This window comes from Fontibacter flavus (assembly GCF_042432905.1).
Lineage (GTDB): Bacteria > Bacteroidota > Bacteroidia > Cytophagales > Cyclobacteriaceae > Fontibacter > Fontibacter flavus.
The window spans coordinates 84,129-101,003 of sequence record NZ_JBHLWI010000001.1 but is presented as its reverse complement, the minus strand read 5'-3'; the positions used below and the strand labels follow the sequence as shown (position 1 = coordinate 101,003).

The following is a 16,875-nucleotide window of genomic DNA, read 5'->3' as shown; positions in this document are numbered from 1 at the left end:
AAACCCCATTCAAAGGGGCTTTTTGTTTTTGTTTTTTGCGTATAATACCTGCATTAGACCATCTTTAAGCCCAACATCTGGGACAATCATCTTTTGGGAGCCTGCTGCGGTCATAGCAGCAAGGTAGATTTTTGAGGCGGGTATAATAACATCAGCCCTATCAGGATTGAGATTAAGTTTATTGATTCTGTCTTCGTAAGAGAATGATTCCAGGTAAGATTGGATTTCTTTTATTTTCTCCATGTCCAGGTATCTCTTGTTCTTTCTTGGGTTACTTAGTTCGAAAATTTTATTGATATTGCCCCCTGTACCGATACTAATGATTTTTGTTTTTTCACCAATTTTTTCGGCAATAAACTTGTTCATGCTTTTCCATACAGACAAGGGAATATTGTCATCCAAAGCTCTAACAGAACCAATCTTAAATGATTTCGAAGCAATTTTTTGTCTTTTGGAGTAAATATTGAGTTCTGTACTTCCTCCGCCTACATCGATGTGCAAATACGATTTTTCATCAATATAGGTTCCCAAAGCCATATTGATCAATTCTGCTTCCTGATTTCCATCAATAATATTGATTTTTAGACCAATGTCTTCTTTGACTTCTTCAACTATTTCACGTCCATTACTGGATTCCCGCATAGCAGAAGTGGCGCAGACCATGTAATCATCAACTTCATAAAGGTCAATCAGGAGTTTGAAAGCTTTCATCAGTTTGATGAATTTCCTTCTGTTTTTATCAGATATTTTTTGGGAATGAAAGACATCCATCCCCAATCGTAAAGGGAAACGGAGGTATTCCAGTTTTTTGAATGTGAAATTTCCATCATAATGTGTTACGTTTGTTATCTGTAACCTGATGGCATTGGAACCAATGTCTACGGCTGCTAATCTCAATTTTCTATGGATTGGTAATAAGCGAAATTAACCATAAAGAGTTTATAAGCGACCTTCATTTTTATTTTTTTCTGCCTGCAATCAACAAGGCTAAGCCCCCGGCGATGGCAATACCTCCTGCATAATTTGGCCAGTTTAAATTGTGGTTTTCTTTTTTATTAACCTCTATAGGTCCAAGGTCTACCACATTTTTTTCTGTTTGAAAACTGACTCCTGGGATGAAAAACATCGCAATTCCTGCAATAATTAAAATAATACCTAAGGTTTTCATGGCTTTTTGATTTAAGGTAATACAATAATTTGACCAAAGTAAACCTTAGTATGCTTTTTTTTCTGATCGGTATTTTTTCAATGACATGATAATACTTATGGTTAAGATTAAAAAAACAACCAAAAGAGATAAAGGAGAAGGTACATGGTATGTGGCGGCGAGGATCATTTTTAATCCTATGAATCCCAGGATAAATGATAGGCCATGTTGTAAATAATGGAACATCTCGAAACTGTTTGCCAAAAGAAAATATAGGGCTCTAAGTCCAAGAATGGCAAAGATATTGGAAGTGTATAGAATAATTGGGTCCTGAGAAATGGCAAATATTGCCGGAATGGAATCCACTGCAAATATCAGATCTGTAAATTCAATCACTGCTACTACCACCAAGAGTTGTGTGGCGAATCTTTTTCCATCTTTCAGAATGAAAAACTTACCTCCATGATAGGATGGATCCACCCTGAATAGTCGATGGATTAACTTGATGCCCAAAGATTTTGAGAAATCTTTTTCTTCATTATCATCCTCGCTTTTCCAAGATTTGTAACCCGCTACCAAAAGGAAAATTCCAAAAAGTGTGAGGATTATATTAATATGAAAGGTCCTTCCCATCCAGGAAAATTCTGGAAGAAAGGTTTTGTTGATCAGCGCTACACCAGAGAAAATAAATATTGCGCGAAGGAATATGGCGCCTAAAATTCCATAAAACAATACTTTGTGCTGATACTTGTCAGGAACTTTGAAAAAGCGAAAAACCAGGATAAACACGAACAAATTGTCCACACTCAATGCTTTTTCTATTAGAAAAGCAGAATAATATTGAGAGGCTTTTTCCGGTCCAAAATCGAAATATATGTATCCTCCAAACACTAAACCCAATCCAATCCAGACAATAGACCAATTCAGGGCTTCTCTCGTAGAAACTTTATGTGCTTCTTTATTGAACACATAAAGGTCAATGGCCAATAATCCGAAAATCATGATGGCGAAGGATATTAAAACATAGCCTTCTTCTTGGAAGTAGTTCAACGTGTACAGGACTATTGCGGTATGGGAAGATTTAATTCGGTGTTCTTTTTATCAAAAACTACATGCTCTGGTAATAATGTTTTCTGAGTTTTCTTTTTACTTTGAAATAATTAAAAAAACCTAACAAAAGCATACCTAAGCTTAATCCAAATGCCAAATATCCCAAATCACTGATATGGTCCAATGCCCTTACTTCCATAAGTGCGGTCCCACTGACCAAAAAGTATAGAGAAGTTCTGATGTAGGAAAGCAAAGTACGGTCATTTGCCAAATAGGTTCTTTGACGGGCCAGGTAATCTCTTACAATTAGTTCGTTTTCCGTTAAATTTTCCTTTTCCATGAATGTCAATTTTTTCAGGCTACAAAGGTCTGATTAAATCATGTAAAAAACTGTAATATTGATTACAAATAATTGAAATTTTGACGGAATGCTGCTATAAATTTTACAGTTTACTTACTTTTGGTGCTAGCAACTCAATACTTGACTTGACTCTGTATGGATAGACCGCATTTTGATGATATTTTTATGGAATTGGCTGTAAACTTGGCCAAAAGATCACATTGTATCAAAAAACATGTTGGGGCTGTTCTGACCAAAGAAACAAGAATAATCTCAATAGGATATAATGGCCCTCCCTCTGGCACCCATAATTGTGATGAGGAGTTTCCTGAAACAGGGTGTGCAAGAGACAGTAAAGGAAGCTGTACCTTGGCTATCCATGCTGAGCAGAATGCAATTCTTTATGCAGTAAAAAACAATGCATCTGTAGAAGGATCTACGCTATATGTGACTTTGGCGCCTTGCCTGGCATGTGCAAGGATTATTTATTCTATGGGGATTACCAAGGTGGTGTATATGTACTCCTATGCCGAATATAAGGGTTTACCTTTCGATGAGGGCGTTAGCTTCCTCGAAAAATTTGGAGTAAAAGTGGTCAAGTATCCAAAGGAAATCGCTTTTGAAGATCCTTTGATCTAAAGGAAATTGACTTCCGGATGGAGTAAAATTCCAAATTTTTGATGCACTGATTTTTGGATTTCCCTACTCAGTTCTTTGATAGCCTTACCGTCACCTCCTCCGTAATTGACCAATACCAAGGGTTGTTTGCCATGCACGCCGATCTTTCCAAAAGTTTTACCTTTCCAGCCAGCCTGTTCAATTAGCCAAGCAGCAGGAACTTTTATTCCCTCTTCTGTTGGATATCCAGGAGCGTTGGGATAACTATCTTTAATTTTCATGTAATGATTTTTTGAAATGGTTGGGTTTTTAAAAAAACTACCGGCATTTCCAATTTCTTTAGGATCAGGAAGTTTGCTCTGTCTGATTTGAATTACGGCATCACTGATCAATTTGATACTTGGAGAAGCCACACCCATTTGTTCCAAGGTTTCCTGAATAGCTCCATACTCTGTATGAAAAACAGGTTTTTTGGAAAGTTTGAAGACTACCTGAGTAATGATGTAATGGTCTTTGAGTTTGTTTTTAAACACACTTTCCCTATAGCCAAATGCGCAATCTTCCCAATTGAATACTTCTGTTTCCTTTGTTTTCCGGTTGAGTGCTTTGAGCTGATGGAAAACATCTTTTATTTCTACACCATAAGCGCCAATATTTTGCATGGGTGAAGCACCTACCGTTCCGGGAATGAGGGATAGGTTTTCTACTCCAGCCCAATTTTTATGGATGCAATGAAGGACAAATTCATGCCAGTTTTCTCCGGCGCCTACTTCTACGAAAACATTTTCCTCATCTTCAAAAATAAGCTTTATCCCTTTGATTTCGATTTTTAGAACCAATGCCTGTAAGTCCTGAGTTAGTAGAATATTACTACCACCTCCTAAAATTATTACTTGTAGGAATTTGGTTTCAGCAAAATCCAGGGCATTTTGGATATCTTTCTCTGAAGTTACCTGAACAAAATATCTTGCAATTTTGTCTATCCCAAAAGTATTGTATGGAAGAAGAGAAATGTTTTCTTGTATATTCATGACGGGAAACGTTCCTGCGAATTAAACAAGAAATTAAGCAAATTGAAAGGTGAAATGCGTTTTCAGAAGATCTTCTTTTTAAATTGATATGAAAGAAATTGTTATTAACGGAGTTAGGATTAGACCTGGACAATCATTGAATATTGAAATCGCTATTGCGAGGCTGCCCACCCATACCCTGATTGATCTGCCTGTGTTTATCAGAAGGGCAAAAGAAGATGGACCTGTGGTCCTGTTGTCAGGTGGAGTTCATGGAGATGAAATCAATGGTATTGTTGCCGTAAGGCGAATGCTGGAAGAAGAGGTCATCAATCCCATAAAGGGGACCATTATTTTTATCCCCTTGGTCAATGTATATGGTTTTTTGAGTAATTCAAGGACATTTCCGGATGGTCGGGATCTCAACAGAAGTTTCCCGGGAAGTAAAAAAGGTTCACTGGCATCCCAAATTGCTTTTATCCTTACCAATGATATTATTCCGCAAATAGATTATGGCATAGATATTCATACAGGAGGAAGAATGCTTTCCAATTATCCTCAAATAAGAGTGGACTATAAAGACAAAAAGGGAATGGAATTGGCAAAGGCATTTGGGACACATTTTATTCTTAACTCTCCTCATATTGACAAATCATTCAGAAAAGAAGCCTACAAAAGGAGGAAGCATATTTTGGTATATGAAGGTGGAGAATCCATGCGATTGGATGATTATGCAGTTGAAGAAGCCATTTTGGGTACCAAACGGATGCTGATCCATTTGGGCATGATTGAAGGTCAATTAGAAGCAAGGCACACCATCATGGTCAAAGAGAGTTCGTGGGTCAGGGCTAAGGTTTCAGGGATTTTTACAGCTTCGGTCAAACTGGGGGATGAGGTCAAAAAAGGGCAGGTATTGGCCAAGATTTCGGATCCATACGGGCAACTTAAAATACCCATCAAAGCCACCAATAATGGTTTTGTCGTAGGGCTCAACAATAATCCTGTTGTCAATTCCGGTGATGCTTTGGTCCATGTGGGTAAGGTAGGGGATTAAACATCAAAGGCTATCCAGTGCGGATAGCCTTTGATGATTAAGATTATTGGAGTTTTTACCCTCATTTCTATGGGATTACCTTAAGGAAACAAAGTTTGGTAAAAAGAATTCCCCGTCTGTAATTGTAAATGCCTGTCTGGCCGAAAGTTCACTTGTTTCATCTTCAGCATCAAAAACGACTGCCTCGAATCTTCCGTAACTTCCTTCTGTGGTGATGTCAGTAAAGATTAGCGAACCATTATCCCTGGCGCCAGGATTTTCACTTTGTAATCTACCTCCCAAGAAGATTTTTCCATTCTCATCCAAATAAAGGAAGGTTAATGCTGGAGACAAAACACCGCTTACAAATACCGGTTCCTGCATAATGTAGGTGACACCTTGTGTTACATCTTCTACTGTTCGTAATTGTATTGTTAAGGAATTTTTATTTGGATCATTACCTGTGACCATGGTAAAAGTGGTAGTATTAAGCCCGCCTGTTTCAATAAAGACAATGTTGGCATCTCTGTTTGCCCTGAATTCCTTTTGTACGCCATTGATTTTGAACCTGTAATAATAATCAGGTCTTTCATCTTTATCACATCCTGTCAATACCGCGAGAAGCAGAATGATGGGGATAATTTTACTGAATACTTTCATTGTTGGGATTTTTGATTGCTTTAATAAGACGCAGAGAAGAGGTAGTCTTGTTTCACCTCATGAAGCAAAAATAAAGGAAATATTAAATTTTTGTACTCAATAGGAATAATAAAACATAAGAGGCACAAAAGTTCGGTTTCAAATCGATTCTTTTGTGCCTACATACATTTCTGAAGTTTAATTTTATTGGAAATATTTCTTCAAGCCTTCCAATCTCTTGTCAAGAGAGGCCGCTACCGCATCATAGGCCTCCCTGTTTGGAAGTGCTTCATGAACTGAGAAATAATATTTGATCTTTGGTTCAGTTCCTGACGGCCTTGCTGATATTTTGCTGCCATCCTCGAGGTAAAACTGAATTACATTGGATTTATCCATTTTAAGTTCAGTCTCTGTCTGATTTACAAGATCATAGATTTTACTTTCCTTCACATCCACTACTTTGACCACCTTGATGCCATTCATTTCAGTAGGTCTGTTGGTTCTAAATCCAGCCATCAATGCCTGAATTTGTTCAGCGCCATCCTTGCCTTTTTTGGTCACAGAGATCAAGGATTCCTTATAGAATCCAAACTGCATGTAAATTTCAGCCAAGACATCCCTTACCGTCATACCTTTGGTCTTGTAATAGGCAACAATTTCGGAAACCATGGCGCAGGCTGATACGCCATCTTTGTCCCTCACGAAATCTCCAACTAAATAGCCATAACTCTCTTCTCCACCTCCGATATATTGTTTTTTACCTTCCAAGTTGCGGATTACTTCTGCGATGTTTTTGAATCCGGTCAAAACAGAATAACAGGTTACCCCGAATCCTTTGCAGATTTCATCTATCAATTCAGTGGTGACAATAGTGTTGACCATGAATTCATGTCCAGTAAGCCTGCCATGTTCTCTCCATTTATTCAAAAGATAATACGTCAACAAAGAACCGGTTTGGTTTCCGTTCAAAAGTTCATAATCGCCCTTACCATCAGGTACACATGCTGCATACCTGTCGCCATCAGGGTCACAGGCCAATATCAATTCTGCGCCAGTTTTTTTACCTAATTCCAAAGCCATGGTCAGAGCCTCAGCTTCTTCAGGGTTAGGGTAGATAACGGTCGGGAAATTACCATCAGGCTCAGCCTGTTCTTTGACCACATGGATATTTTTAAATCCAAAAGCTTTCAGCGCAGCAGGTACCATTTTACCTGAGGCTCCATGAATAGGAGAGAAGACAATAGGCATGTTCTTTTCCAGCATGATTTCATTTGGGGACAAGCTCAGTTTTTTGACTTCATTCAGATAAATTTGATCAAAATCTGATTCAATGTATTCGATTAAGCTGTCATTTTTATCCCAGTTCACATTATCGAAGGAAGTGATTTTTTGAACCTCATCGATGATGTTTTTATCATGGGGAGCCACTACCTGTCCACCATCATCCCAATAGGCCTTGTAGCCATTATATTCTTTAGGATTATGGGAAGCTGTGACCATTACGCCACTTTTACAACCAAAATATCTGATCGCAAAAGACAACATGGGTGTGGGTCGTAACTCCCTGAAATATTTTACTTTGATGCCATTTGCGGTAAAAATATTCGCAGTTGTGTCAGCAAAAAGGGTGTTGTTGATGCGGCAATCGTGGGTAATGGCCACCTTGATATCTTCACCTGGAAAGCACTTTAATAAGTAATTGGCAAGTCCTTGAGTAGCCATCGCTACCGTATAGACATTCATCCTATTGGAACCAACGCCCATGATACCTCTTAGGCCACCGGTACCAAACTCCAGATCCCTATAAAAGGAATCGATTAATTCAGTCTTATCAGGTGCATCAAGCAAAGCCTGTATTTTTTGTTTGCTTTTTTTGTCAATGTTACCGTTCAGCCAGCTTTGTGCTTTGGCTATGATCATAGGGTCAATTGTAGTCATATGGGAAAAATTAAATAATGAATCTCCAATTTAGAAAAATCGGCAAATAATGCCATAAATTATAGACTTGAATAATAGAAAAAAGTCAATTATTTATCAAAATATGCTTGTTTCAAAAGTAGCTCTCTGCTTATTGATGATTTTTGAAAAGGTAAAGTTTATAGCCCCTGATTGATTTTTATTCTGACAAATCCCAACTCGTCATCCAAGTTTTCATGGATCCAGATAGCGCCATCTTTGGCAAAGTATGTTCCAGGGACTTTTCGGTAGTCAGGTATCATTTTTTCACCCAGCATGTTGAGTTCTTGGTCGAAAACGGTTAAGTAAACATTTGCCAAATCTTCGTTTTCCTCATCGGGTAATTTGTAAAAGGATAATCTATAAAAATGCTGTGTGCTTTCATCCCAGAGCCATCTTCCAAATTCAATTTGTTGATTGAGCAATTTCATTTCTTCTCTGAACTCTTCAGGAGTGGAGACCATGGATTTATGTCCTGTAGTCTTGGCATTTGCAGTTAATTCACTTTTGAATGTTTGATGGGTAAATTCCCCATTATCAGGATTCAGAATATAGACGTCGTTGAAAAAATTCGAAGAGATCAAAATTTTGTCTCCTGATTTCACCTGATTAAAACTACCTGTATATATTATTTTTGGATTTTCAACCTCGATTTTGAATTTTTCAAGTTCTTTAATGGGATCAAATTTAATGAGGCTCAATGCCTTTTGATTCAAATGAAGTCTTACCAGGTAGGGATAAATATCCTGAAAGCTCATGATTCCTGTCAATACGGTAGAATCATTAAGAAAAATGAAATCGCTTCGGAAGCCAAAGTCCTTAATTTCCTCAGGCTGTTGGTACATCGTCGGACTTAAGGCCAGTTCTTTTACAAATTCACCTTGAGTGGTGTAAATCCCGCTTTTTTCAAAGCCCATGATCAAAATCTCGTCATTACCGAATGAAAGAAGTTTTTGAGGGAAACGGCTCACTGCATCGGGGCCATCAGTGGCAAATTTTCTTTGTTCGACTAATTTTTCGTTTGCAAGGTCAAGTATTTCAAGTGAGTTTGTTTTTCGATCAAAACTGTACAAGAGGTTTCTATCTGGGCTCAAATCATAAATATACATGTTTACAGCTGCCATCAAAATCTCACCTTTAGAATCAATCAGCACAGTATCCTGGTCAACCAATAACTGGAACCCGTTGTTTTTAACTTCCAAGTTTGATGATTTTCCGCAAGCACATGCTATTACTGTCAATAATATGAGATAATGTTTTTTCATATAAAAGTGAGTTTTTGTAAAAATAAAAAAATAGTTTTAATTCAAGTATAAAAACCCTATTTTTTTAGGTGAATAATTTTTTTGCACTTGTTTTTTGAAATCAGCAGAATAAGGGAAATTTTATAAAAAAAATGATTATCCGGCACGAAACCAGTAGCCAAATTTCCTTTGAAGGTTGTCTACCCACAAGTAGGTGGTAGATACCTAAGACCGAAGATTGATAATAATGGATATTTAACTTATTTTCAGTTATTTAATTATTCTACCAACAAAATTGCGGATAATCAAAATAAAGAAAAAGGCTTTTGATCCATGCGAACATAGACCAAAAGCCAGTTTAAATTTTGAGTGTTTTCTTAGAGATTTCCTCTTAATTCCTGTTCTCTCTCTATAGCTTCAAAAAGTGCCTTGAAATTGCCTTTTCCAAAGGAGCGAGCTCCTTTTCTTTGAATAATTTCATAGAATAAGGTAGGTCGGTCTTGGACAGGTTTGGTGAAAATTTGCAACAGGTACCCTTCTTCATCTCGGTCAACCAAAATATTGAGGTCTTTGAGAGGCTGAAGGTCTTCATCTATTTTTCCTACTCTTTCGAATAGGTCATCATAATAGACGGCTGGTACTTCCAGGAATTCCACTCCTCTTTTTCTCAACTCGGAAACTGTATGGATGATATCATCCGTAGCAATGGCCATGTGCTGTACGCCTGGTCCGTTGTAAAAGTCCAAGTATTCCTCAATCTGGGATTTTTTCTTCCCTTCTGCAGGCTCATTGATCGGGAATTTAATAAATCCGTTGCCATTAGAGACTACTTTGGACATTAAGGCTGAATATTCTGTAGAGATATCCTTGTCATCAAAAGTGATCAAAAGGTTGAATCCCATCACTTTCTCATAGAAATCCACCCATTTGTTCATTTCACCCCAGCCTACATTACCCACGCAGTGATCAATATATTTTAAGCCAATAGGAGTGGATTTATATTCACTTTTTCTTTCCTTGAATCCAGGTAAGAATACGCCTTTATAATTTTTTCTTTCGACGAAAGTGTGGATGGTCTCACCGTAAGTCCTGATAGAAGCTACCTTCACTTCTCCAAATTCATCTGTTAATGTTTTCGGCTCTTCATAAGAAACTGCTCCTCTTGAAGTGGTCTCTTTCCATGATTTTTCAGCATCATCTACCCATAAAGCCAAAACTTTGACCCCATCACCATGTTTTTTGATATGGTCAGCAATAGGATGGTTTTCCTGTAGAGGTGTGGTCAATACCAGTCTGATTTTGTCTTGTTTTAATACATAGGAGGCCCTATCTCTTACGCCTGTCTCAGGGCCGGAATAGGCTATCAATTCATAACCAAATGCATATTGATAGTAAAGCGCTGATTGCTTAGCATTGCCAACATACATTTCTACATAATCTGTCCCATTAATGGGAAGAAAATCCTGTTCCATGATTTATATTTTTTGGGTTTATAATTCTTACTTCCAAAGATAGAAAATTTGGAAAAGCTTTCTAGCCGGTATTGGATCTAATGCACCAATTAATTACTTAAGAGGGACCATTTGTATTGCTGATCAAGTAGATGACGCCCAAAAATGACCAAGGAAGCAGCCATTCTGACCAGCCTAAAACAAGTAGCACTGAAAAAAGGATCAGGTACCAAACCGGAACAAAAACCAATCCAATTACAAATTTAAAGGTTGCAGTAAAAGTGGGGTCCTTGATTTTGGATTTGATGCTGAGCCATGTCCAGTAAACAGGGAAATGCAGGACTTTCATTACCTTATTGGTGAAATAGGGGCTTGATATCGTTTCTCCTTCGGCTAATGCAGGTTTACTGTTAAAGAATCTCTCTACTTCAATCGGGTTTGTCAGATCTATTTTATGCTTTACCATCGTCTTTACCCATTGTTCATAATTATCTTCCGGAAGCGTGGTGACCAGGGGTTGCATTCTCTTGTGAGTTTCAGTCATTATGGCTTCATGCTTTGGGTAAAAATCTCTGGCTGGAAAAGCCTCTCCGATATATATGCCAACTTTGCTTCCTGATTTTTTGTGATTACTGAAATTGATCCCGATTGGTAAAATGACCAAATCCAGTTCAGGGTCAGCTTCTAATGCTTGGAAAGCAATTCTGGAAAACCCCTTTTTCAGAGGCCTTAAACTCCTATGAAGACTGTGGTTTCCCTCACCAAAAATCAGGATTGACCCCTTTTCCAAAAGAATATTGACACTTTTATCAAAAGTTTCTTTGTTTTTGCCCATGTTGTCAATCCCATCTCTCACCCGGTATATTGGGATCATTCTGATGAAATCCAGCATTTTGGCTACGATAGGGTTTTTAAAAACTGATGCTCGGGTTAGGAAATGGGGTTTTAATGGGGTATGGGTAGCGATCAAGATGGGGTCTATCAAGGCATTTTGGTGATTGGCGACGATGATGACAGCTTTCCCTTTTGGGATGTTTTCTTGTCCAAATACTTTGATTTTTCTAAAGTAAAGGTTTAGAGCCAATTTGACGATTAAACGCAGTGCTGAATTAAAAGCATTTTTCATATTAACAACCCTTCCTTTATTTGTTGACTACTTTAAGAGCACCATTGCTGCTCTGATTCTTCCAGATAAAGGCCAGGCTCATTCCTGAAATAATGTGCCAGATGCCCCACCAGGCAGCGATAATGGCCATGCCTCCAAGTCCGTCAAAATAAATAAAAATCAGAACCAATGCCAACCCGGAATTTTGTATTCCTGTTTCAATAGTGAGGGTTTTGGTGTCTTCCATAGGGAGTCTGAACACTTTGGCCAAAGATATTCCCGAAAATAATGCAACAAAATTATGGGCCAGCACCCAGAAGAAAATCAGGTTGATGAATTTGAGGAACTGGTCATAATTGCCAATAAATGCGATAACTACAAAACCCGCGAAAATAAGGATGCTTACCGGTTTAAGGATCTTACTGGCAGATTTAGACCAATTTGGGTATTTGGAACCGATATACATACCCAAGACCAGAGGAATGCCTAAAATCAAGGCGACAGTTTGGAAAACTTCAAAATAGGACAAAGAAATTTCTTTCAGTAAATCAGCTGTTGGTCCATAAAAACCGGCCCAGAGTGCAAAATTGAATGGAGTAAGGACTATTGAAAATGCGGTAGAGAATGCTGTTAGCGAAACTGACAAGGCTGTATTACCTTTTGCCAAGTGAGTTATGAAATTTGAAACATTACCTCCTGGACAGGCCGCAACCAAAAACATTCCCAAAGCCACAGAAGGAGGAGGTTGCAGGATATGCACAAGTATTAAGGTGAGTAAGGGAAGAAAGAAAAATTGAGATACAATACCAATGGCAAAGGATTTTGGATTCTTGGCGATATACTTGAAGTCTTTTACCTGTAAGTCAAGTGCTACACCAAACATGATGACAGCTAAAGATATGTTTAAGAGAAAAAGGGAGTCCTGATTGAAATTTAAAGTGCTGTTGTCTAAGTCTTCAAGCATGAAATCAAGGGAATGTTTCCTTGAAAGGTAATTAGTCAAATTGAGAATCCAAAATTCTATAAAAATGAAGTATCCTCAGATGCTTCTTTGGTCATTTTTTCAGCAATTTCTTTCCCTAAATAACGATCAATAAGGTAGTGACCTACATATAGTAATGGAGTAAGTAAAATGGCTACTCCAAATTTGTAGATGTAATTGATGATGCCCACTGATACCACTTGAGCCCAGGACCAGTTACCAAACATATAAAAGGCAATGCCCAAAACCACAAAAGAATCAAAAAACTGGGAAACCAGAGTAGAACCTGTCGCTCTTAACCATATCATTTTTGGTCCGGTTATTTTTCTTAGCTTTTGAAACACAAAAACATCTATCAACTGCCCAAGTAGGAACGCAGTAAGGGAACCTAATATGATTCCAAGGCCCTGTCTAAAGATGACATTAAAAGCATAATCAATGTCAAAAGGCCTGCCTTCTGAATCCGGACTGTTCACTTCCAGCCAAAATGGGGCAGGGGGAAGGTTAGTAACTGATGCAATGATGATAAAGATATACGCTATGAAAAAGGCTGTGACAAAACTGATTTTTCTGACACCCTTTTTACCATAATATTCATTGATAATGTCAGTGGTGATAAAAACAATCGGCCAAATAACAGCTCCGGCTGTCAAGTTGAAATCGAGGACATATTCCCCAAAAAAAGTCCACCCAGCAGGCTCCCAACCCAAAGTTCTTTCTCCAGAGAATATTTTGACACCGATGATTTCGGCCAGGATTGCATTGGTAAGGAAAATACCACTAAGGATAATAAATAGATTGGTTTTCTTAGACTGGTATTCTTTTTCCGAGGTGATTTTTTCCATGGATATGACGTTTAGGGAAAAAGCTTCAATCAATAAGGTAGGTGACGCCTTCTTCACTAAGATAAGTCTCAGGGAATTCAGCTTGCGCTTCTTTCAGAAGAGGAAGTAAGTCCAAGTATCGCGTCGAATAATGTCCGATCAGCAGTTTTTTTACATTGGCCTTACATGCGATTATCCCTGCCTGTGCGGCTGTACTGTGAAAGGTTTCTTTAGCTCTGTTTTCCTCATCGTTCCCAAAAGTGGCTTCATGGTAAAGTAAGCTTGATCCCTGAACATGCGGTATTAATTCCAGATCAAATACTGTATCGGAACAATAAGCATAGCTTCTTAAAGGTTTTGGGGGATAGGTGTATTCTTCAACACTGTACAGGGTATTCCCTTCCTCATCACAGTAGTCATTTCCTTCTCTCAGAGAAGTAATGGCTTCTAAAGGCAATTTTTTTCCCAAGATTTTTTCTTTGATGAGGTTCCTTAGACCATCTTTTTCCTGTACAAGGAAACCTGTACAAGGCAGTCTATGTTTCAAAGGAAAAGAAAAAACCTTAAAATTTTTTTCTTCCAGGATCAGACTTGGAGACTCGGAGTCTGTGGGAATGAACCTTAAAGGAAATCCTAATCTGGTATTGGAATGTTTGAGTTGAACTGTGATGATTTCATCAAGTCCATTAGGACCAAAGATGGTAAGCAGTTTGGTTCTTTTGTGTAGATGAAAACTTGAAATCAATCCCATGAGGCCGAAGTAATGGTCTCCATGCAGGTGGGAAATAAAAATGAAATCTATTTTGCTGAATTTAAGTTTAAATTTCCGTAACTGGATCTGGGTTCCTTCTCCACAATCTATCAGGAGAAATGTATTCCCAATATTGACCAGCTGGGAGGTTTGGTTCCTCCCGTGCGCTGGTATTGCGGAGTTAGACCCCAATATTGTTACTTGAAATTCCAAAATTAATCTTCTTCTTCCTCGCCTTCTTTTCCTTCAATTTCATGAATAAAAACAGCTTCAGCGGCTTCTTCAATAGTGTCTACGATATGAAAGACCTTATCCAACATGGATATTTTAATCAGTTTCATGACATGGTCCTGAGGAGCTGCGACCACAAAGATTCCGCCGTTTCTGCTGAATTCCCTATTGCCTACCAAAAGCGCACTCAAACCACTGGAATCTGCGTATTTTACCTGACTCATGTCGATTACCAGGTTGTTATAACCCTCTGCGTTTACAGTCAATAATTCGGATTTCAATTTAGGAGACAGAGCTGAGTCAAGCTTTTCCTCTAATGGCGTGAATATGACGTATTGTTCTTTTTTATCTACTGAATATTTCATAACTGTTGTATATACTTTATAAGTTTGCTAAGATAGCTTTTTCAATACTGTTTTCTAAGTCCTTAGTAAGACCTTTTTGAAAACTGTCTCCGGTGATTTTTTCGTAAAGTTCAATATATCTTGCTGAGATCTCTTCAATGAATTCATCTGGCATTTCCGGAACAGCCTGTCCTTCTTTTCCCTGAAATCCATTTGCAATTAACCATTGCCTTACAAATTCTTTTGATAACTGTCTTTGTGGCTGCCCCGCTTTCTGAAGGGCATCGTAACTGTCTGCATAGAAATACCTTGAAGAGTCAGGCGTGTGGATTTCATCAATAAGTAAAATATCGTCTCCGAACTTCCCGAACTCATATTTTGTATCGACAAGGATCAAGCCTTTATCCTTTGCCATTTGGCTGCCTCTTTTATAGAGCGCATGCGTATATTTTTCAAGGATTGCGTAATCTTCGGGGCTTACTATTCCTTTGGCCAAGATATCTTCCTTGGATATATCCTCATCATGGCCTTCAGAGGCTTTTGTCGTAGGGGTGATGATTGGTGAAGGCAGTCTGTCGTTTTCTCTCAATCCTTCTGGTAAAGGAACACCACAGATCATTCTTTTCCCTCCTTTGTATTCCCTTGCGGCATGGCCTGCAAGGTAGCCTCTGATGACCATTTCCACTTTGAATGGCTCACATTTCTTGCCTATCGTGACCTGTGGATGCGGTACCGAAGTAACCCAGTTTGGGACAATGTCTGAAGTAGCTTGAAGAAATTTAGCTGCAATTTGATTCAAGACTTGTCCCTTATGCGGTATGGCTTTGGGGAGCACAACATCAAATGCTGAAATGCGGTCTGATGCCACGACGGCTAATTTGTCCTCAAAGATGTACACATCTCTGACTTTTCCTTTGTAGAAACCGATCTGTCCAGGAAACTGAAAGTTTGTTTCTTTTATTGCAGCGCTCATAGTTTTTAATCAATTGAACAAAAATAGAAAAAGACCTTTGTTTTGGGACTTTGTTTTTACTAAAACTTCTTAAAATCTTTTACTGATGGTCTGTGGTCAAGATCAATCTGCCATTTTTAAACTCCCTTTCGGTAAGGAGTCTGCCATCTTGGTTATAAATTTTCTGAACTCCATGAGGAAGCCCATTGCTGTATGGTATTGTCTCTTTGATTTGACCTGACTCGAAGAATTTGCTTGCCAGCCCTTCCTCTCTACCATTTCTGAAATTGATCTCAGTTTCTTTTTTACCGTTTTTGTAAAATGAAATGATTTTACTGATCCGGCCAAAATTATCATACGATACAATTTCCTGCTTTTCTCCACTATCATAATAAGAAATAGTTTCCCCTATAGGGTTTCCTTTTTTGTAATTGGCCAGTTCTGCCAGTTGGCCGTTTTCATGATAACTTTTAAATGGACCGATTGGGTTACCGTTATTATATTTTCCCGTCCTTGAAATTTGACCATTCGGATAATAAGAGATGGACTCGCCGTGTAGGTATCCGTTTTTGTAGTTGAATTTTGATTTTAATTTCCCATCAGGATGATAACTTATTTGTTCTCCATGGATCACTCCCATTTTGTAGGAAGTACTGGAAATCAATTGTTCATTTTCATCATAAATTTCTTTCACACCATTCAACAATCCTTCGCTAAAAATGGCTTTCTCCATTAATTTCCCATCAATGTCGTATTCAAAGGACAAGCCGTTTGGTTTATTTGCCTTGAAAGCAGTTTTCTTGTTGACCTCACCTGACTCATAATAAGTGATGACGTCCCCTTCAATTTGATCTTGGACATAATGTAACTCTTGCGAAACATTTCCATTGGCAAAATAGCTGACAGAAATGCCCTGTTTTAAATTATTGACATATTGGATTGTTCGAAGGGTGTCTTTTGTATTAGGAAAAAAATCCACGAATAGCCCTTCTTTATTACCATTCTCCAATTGTCCGATAACAGCAAGACTACCGTCCTCATAATAGAGGCGGTAGTCTCCCTGTGCTGTTCCGTTGATTTGTTGGTAAACTTCCTTAAGCTGTGTTTTTTCCTGATCATAATAAGTTCTTACCCATTCTTGTGCCACTGAGGCATGTGACAATAGGTAAAAGATGAACAATAAACTATTACGCATAAA

General features: G+C 38.2%; 18 protein-coding genes. 2 read left to right on the top strand and 16 right to left on the bottom strand.

All coding sequences use genetic code 11. The annotated features are described in order from the left end of the window. Positions 1 to 9: 9 nt before the first annotated feature. From ACFFIP_RS00455 to ACFFIP_RS00440, 4 genes are all read right to left on the bottom strand, one after another. On the bottom strand, positions 10 to 897 hold the full coding sequence (locus ACFFIP_RS00455; protein ID WP_382385585.1) for a Ppx/GppA phosphatase family protein: 888 nt from the start codon (positions 895 to 897) through the stop codon (positions 10 to 12). Between the two features lie 61 nt (positions 898 to 958). Then, entirely contained in the window at positions 959 to 1,168 is a 210-nt protein-coding gene (locus ACFFIP_RS00450) for a hypothetical protein (RefSeq protein WP_382385584.1), read from the bottom strand. Positions 1,169 to 1,213: 45 nt separating this feature from the next. Further along, on the bottom strand, positions 1,214 to 2,197 hold the full coding sequence (locus ACFFIP_RS00445; protein WP_382385583.1) for a TerC family protein: 984 nt from the start codon (positions 2,195 to 2,197) through the stop codon (positions 1,214 to 1,216). A gap of 58 nt (positions 2,198 to 2,255) precedes the next feature. After that, the gene (locus ACFFIP_RS00440) at positions 2,256 to 2,537 is read right to left on the bottom strand and encodes a DUF202 domain-containing protein (protein WP_382385582.1); all 282 of its coding nucleotides are present in this window, start codon (positions 2,535 to 2,537) and stop codon (positions 2,256 to 2,258) included. A gap of 156 nt (positions 2,538 to 2,693) precedes the next feature. On the opposite strand from ACFFIP_RS00440, the gene ACFFIP_RS00435 reads away from it, so the two are divergent. Further along, positions 2,694 to 3,176, top strand: coding sequence for a deoxycytidylate deaminase (locus ACFFIP_RS00435; protein WP_382385581.1), 483 nt, complete (start codon positions 2,694 to 2,696; stop codon positions 3,174 to 3,176). Here ACFFIP_RS00435 and murB read toward each other — a convergent pair. Next, the gene (gene murB, locus ACFFIP_RS00430; protein WP_382385580.1) at positions 3,173 to 4,186 is read right to left on the bottom strand and encodes a UDP-N-acetylmuramate dehydrogenase; all 1,014 of its coding nucleotides are present in this window, start codon (positions 4,184 to 4,186) and stop codon (positions 3,173 to 3,175) included. The genes ACFFIP_RS00435 and murB overlap by 4 nt on opposite strands. 88 nt (positions 4,187 to 4,274) lie before the next feature. On the opposite strand from murB, the gene ACFFIP_RS00425 reads away from it, so the two are divergent. After that, positions 4,275 to 5,219 (top strand): succinylglutamate desuccinylase/aspartoacylase family protein, encoded by a 945-nt coding sequence (locus ACFFIP_RS00425; RefSeq protein WP_382385579.1) that lies wholly within the window; start codon positions 4,275 to 4,277, stop codon positions 5,217 to 5,219. Positions 5,220 to 5,294: 75 nt separating this feature from the next. On the opposite strand, the gene ACFFIP_RS00420 is transcribed toward ACFFIP_RS00425, so the two are convergent. The 11 genes from ACFFIP_RS00420 to ACFFIP_RS00370 form a co-directional block, all read right to left on the bottom strand. Beyond that, on the bottom strand, positions 5,295 to 5,858 hold the full coding sequence (locus ACFFIP_RS00420) for a hypothetical protein (RefSeq protein WP_382385578.1): 564 nt from the start codon (positions 5,856 to 5,858) through the stop codon (positions 5,295 to 5,297). A 183-nt stretch (positions 5,859 to 6,041) separates the two neighbouring features. Next, entirely contained in the window at positions 6,042 to 7,775 is a 1,734-nt protein-coding gene (locus tag ACFFIP_RS00415; protein ID WP_382385577.1) for a phospho-sugar mutase, read from the bottom strand. Positions 7,776 to 7,933: 158 nt separating this feature from the next. After that, a complete protein-coding gene (locus ACFFIP_RS00410) occupies positions 7,934 to 9,058 on the bottom strand; it encodes a DUF4221 family protein (protein WP_382385576.1) in 1,125 nt (374 codons plus the stop codon). Between the two features lie 356 nt (positions 9,059 to 9,414). Further along, entirely contained in the window at positions 9,415 to 10,509 is a 1,095-nt protein-coding gene (hppD, locus tag ACFFIP_RS00405) for a 4-hydroxyphenylpyruvate dioxygenase (protein ID WP_382385575.1), read from the bottom strand. A gap of 97 nt (positions 10,510 to 10,606) precedes the next feature. Beyond that, the gene (locus tag ACFFIP_RS00400; protein WP_382385574.1) at positions 10,607 to 11,614 is read right to left on the bottom strand and encodes a lysophospholipid acyltransferase family protein; all 1,008 of its coding nucleotides are present in this window, start codon (positions 11,612 to 11,614) and stop codon (positions 10,607 to 10,609) included. Between the two features lie 16 nt (positions 11,615 to 11,630). Then, positions 11,631 to 12,557 (bottom strand): bile acid:sodium symporter family protein, encoded by a 927-nt coding sequence (locus ACFFIP_RS00395; RefSeq protein WP_382385573.1) that lies wholly within the window; start codon positions 12,555 to 12,557, stop codon positions 11,631 to 11,633. A gap of 56 nt (positions 12,558 to 12,613) precedes the next feature. Further along, positions 12,614 to 13,420 carry a queuosine precursor transporter gene (locus ACFFIP_RS00390; RefSeq protein WP_382385572.1) on the bottom strand — a complete coding sequence of 269 codons (807 nt, stop codon included), beginning with the start codon at positions 13,418 to 13,420 and terminating at the stop codon, positions 12,614 to 12,616. A 25-nt stretch (positions 13,421 to 13,445) separates the two neighbouring features. Further along, the gene (locus ACFFIP_RS00385) at positions 13,446 to 14,363 is read right to left on the bottom strand and encodes a ribonuclease Z (RefSeq protein WP_382385571.1); all 918 of its coding nucleotides are present in this window, start codon (positions 14,361 to 14,363) and stop codon (positions 13,446 to 13,448) included. A gap of 2 nt (positions 14,364 to 14,365) precedes the next feature. After that, positions 14,366 to 14,746 (bottom strand): STAS domain-containing protein, encoded by a 381-nt coding sequence (locus ACFFIP_RS00380; protein ID WP_382385570.1) that lies wholly within the window; start codon positions 14,744 to 14,746, stop codon positions 14,366 to 14,368. A 16-nt stretch (positions 14,747 to 14,762) separates the two neighbouring features. Then, the gene (locus tag ACFFIP_RS00375) at positions 14,763 to 15,698 is read right to left on the bottom strand and encodes a phosphoribosylaminoimidazolesuccinocarboxamide synthase (RefSeq protein ID WP_382385569.1); all 936 of its coding nucleotides are present in this window, start codon (positions 15,696 to 15,698) and stop codon (positions 14,763 to 14,765) included. A 79-nt stretch (positions 15,699 to 15,777) separates the two neighbouring features. Next, positions 15,778 to 16,872 carry a toxin-antitoxin system YwqK family antitoxin gene (locus ACFFIP_RS00370; protein WP_382385568.1) on the bottom strand — a complete coding sequence of 365 codons (1,095 nt, stop codon included), beginning with the start codon at positions 16,870 to 16,872 and terminating at the stop codon, positions 15,778 to 15,780. Between the last annotated feature and the right edge of the window lie 3 nt (positions 16,873 to 16,875).

Excerpts from the sequence above, each read along its gene's own strand:
- ACFFIP_RS00380 (WP_382385570.1), bottom strand. The coding sequence starts at position 14,746 with ATGAAATATTCAGTAGATAAAAAAGAACAATACGTCATATTCACGCCA.
- ACFFIP_RS00390 (WP_382385572.1), bottom strand. The coding sequence starts at position 13,420 with ATGGAAAAAATCACCTCGGAAAAAGAATACCAGTCTAAGAAAACCAAT.
- ACFFIP_RS00410 (WP_382385576.1), bottom strand. The coding sequence starts at position 9,058 with ATGAAAAAACATTATCTCATATTATTGACAGTAATAGCATGTGCTTGC.
- ACFFIP_RS00415 (WP_382385577.1), bottom strand. The coding sequence starts at position 7,775 with ATGACTACAATTGACCCTATGATCATAGCCAAAGCACAAAGCTGGCTG.
- ACFFIP_RS00435 (WP_382385581.1), top strand. The coding sequence starts at position 2,694 with ATGGATAGACCGCATTTTGATGATATTTTTATGGAATTGGCTGTAAAC.
- ACFFIP_RS00400 (WP_382385574.1), bottom strand. The coding sequence starts at position 11,614 with ATGAAAAATGCTTTTAATTCAGCACTGCGTTTAATCGTCAAATTGGCT.
- ACFFIP_RS00425 (WP_382385579.1), top strand. The coding sequence starts at position 4,275 with ATGAAAGAAATTGTTATTAACGGAGTTAGGATTAGACCTGGACAATCA.
- ACFFIP_RS00450 (WP_382385584.1), bottom strand. The coding sequence starts at position 1,168 with ATGAAAACCTTAGGTATTATTTTAATTATTGCAGGAATTGCGATGTTT.
- ACFFIP_RS00440 (WP_382385582.1), bottom strand. The coding sequence starts at position 2,537 with ATGGAAAAGGAAAATTTAACGGAAAACGAACTAATTGTAAGAGATTAC.
- ACFFIP_RS00420 (WP_382385578.1), bottom strand. The coding sequence starts at position 5,858 with ATGAAAGTATTCAGTAAAATTATCCCCATCATTCTGCTTCTCGCGGTA.
- ACFFIP_RS00370 (WP_382385568.1), bottom strand. The coding sequence starts at position 16,872 with ATGCGTAATAGTTTATTGTTCATCTTTTACCTATTGTCACATGCCTCA.
- hppD (WP_382385575.1), bottom strand. The coding sequence starts at position 10,509 with ATGGAACAGGATTTTCTTCCCATTAATGGGACAGATTATGTAGAAATG.
- murB (WP_382385580.1), bottom strand. The coding sequence starts at position 4,186 with ATGAATATACAAGAAAACATTTCTCTTCTTCCATACAATACTTTTGGG.
- ACFFIP_RS00375 (WP_382385569.1), bottom strand. The coding sequence starts at position 15,698 with ATGAGCGCTGCAATAAAAGAAACAAACTTTCAGTTTCCTGGACAGATC.
- ACFFIP_RS00395 (WP_382385573.1), bottom strand. The coding sequence starts at position 12,557 with ATGCTTGAAGACTTAGACAACAGCACTTTAAATTTCAATCAGGACTCC.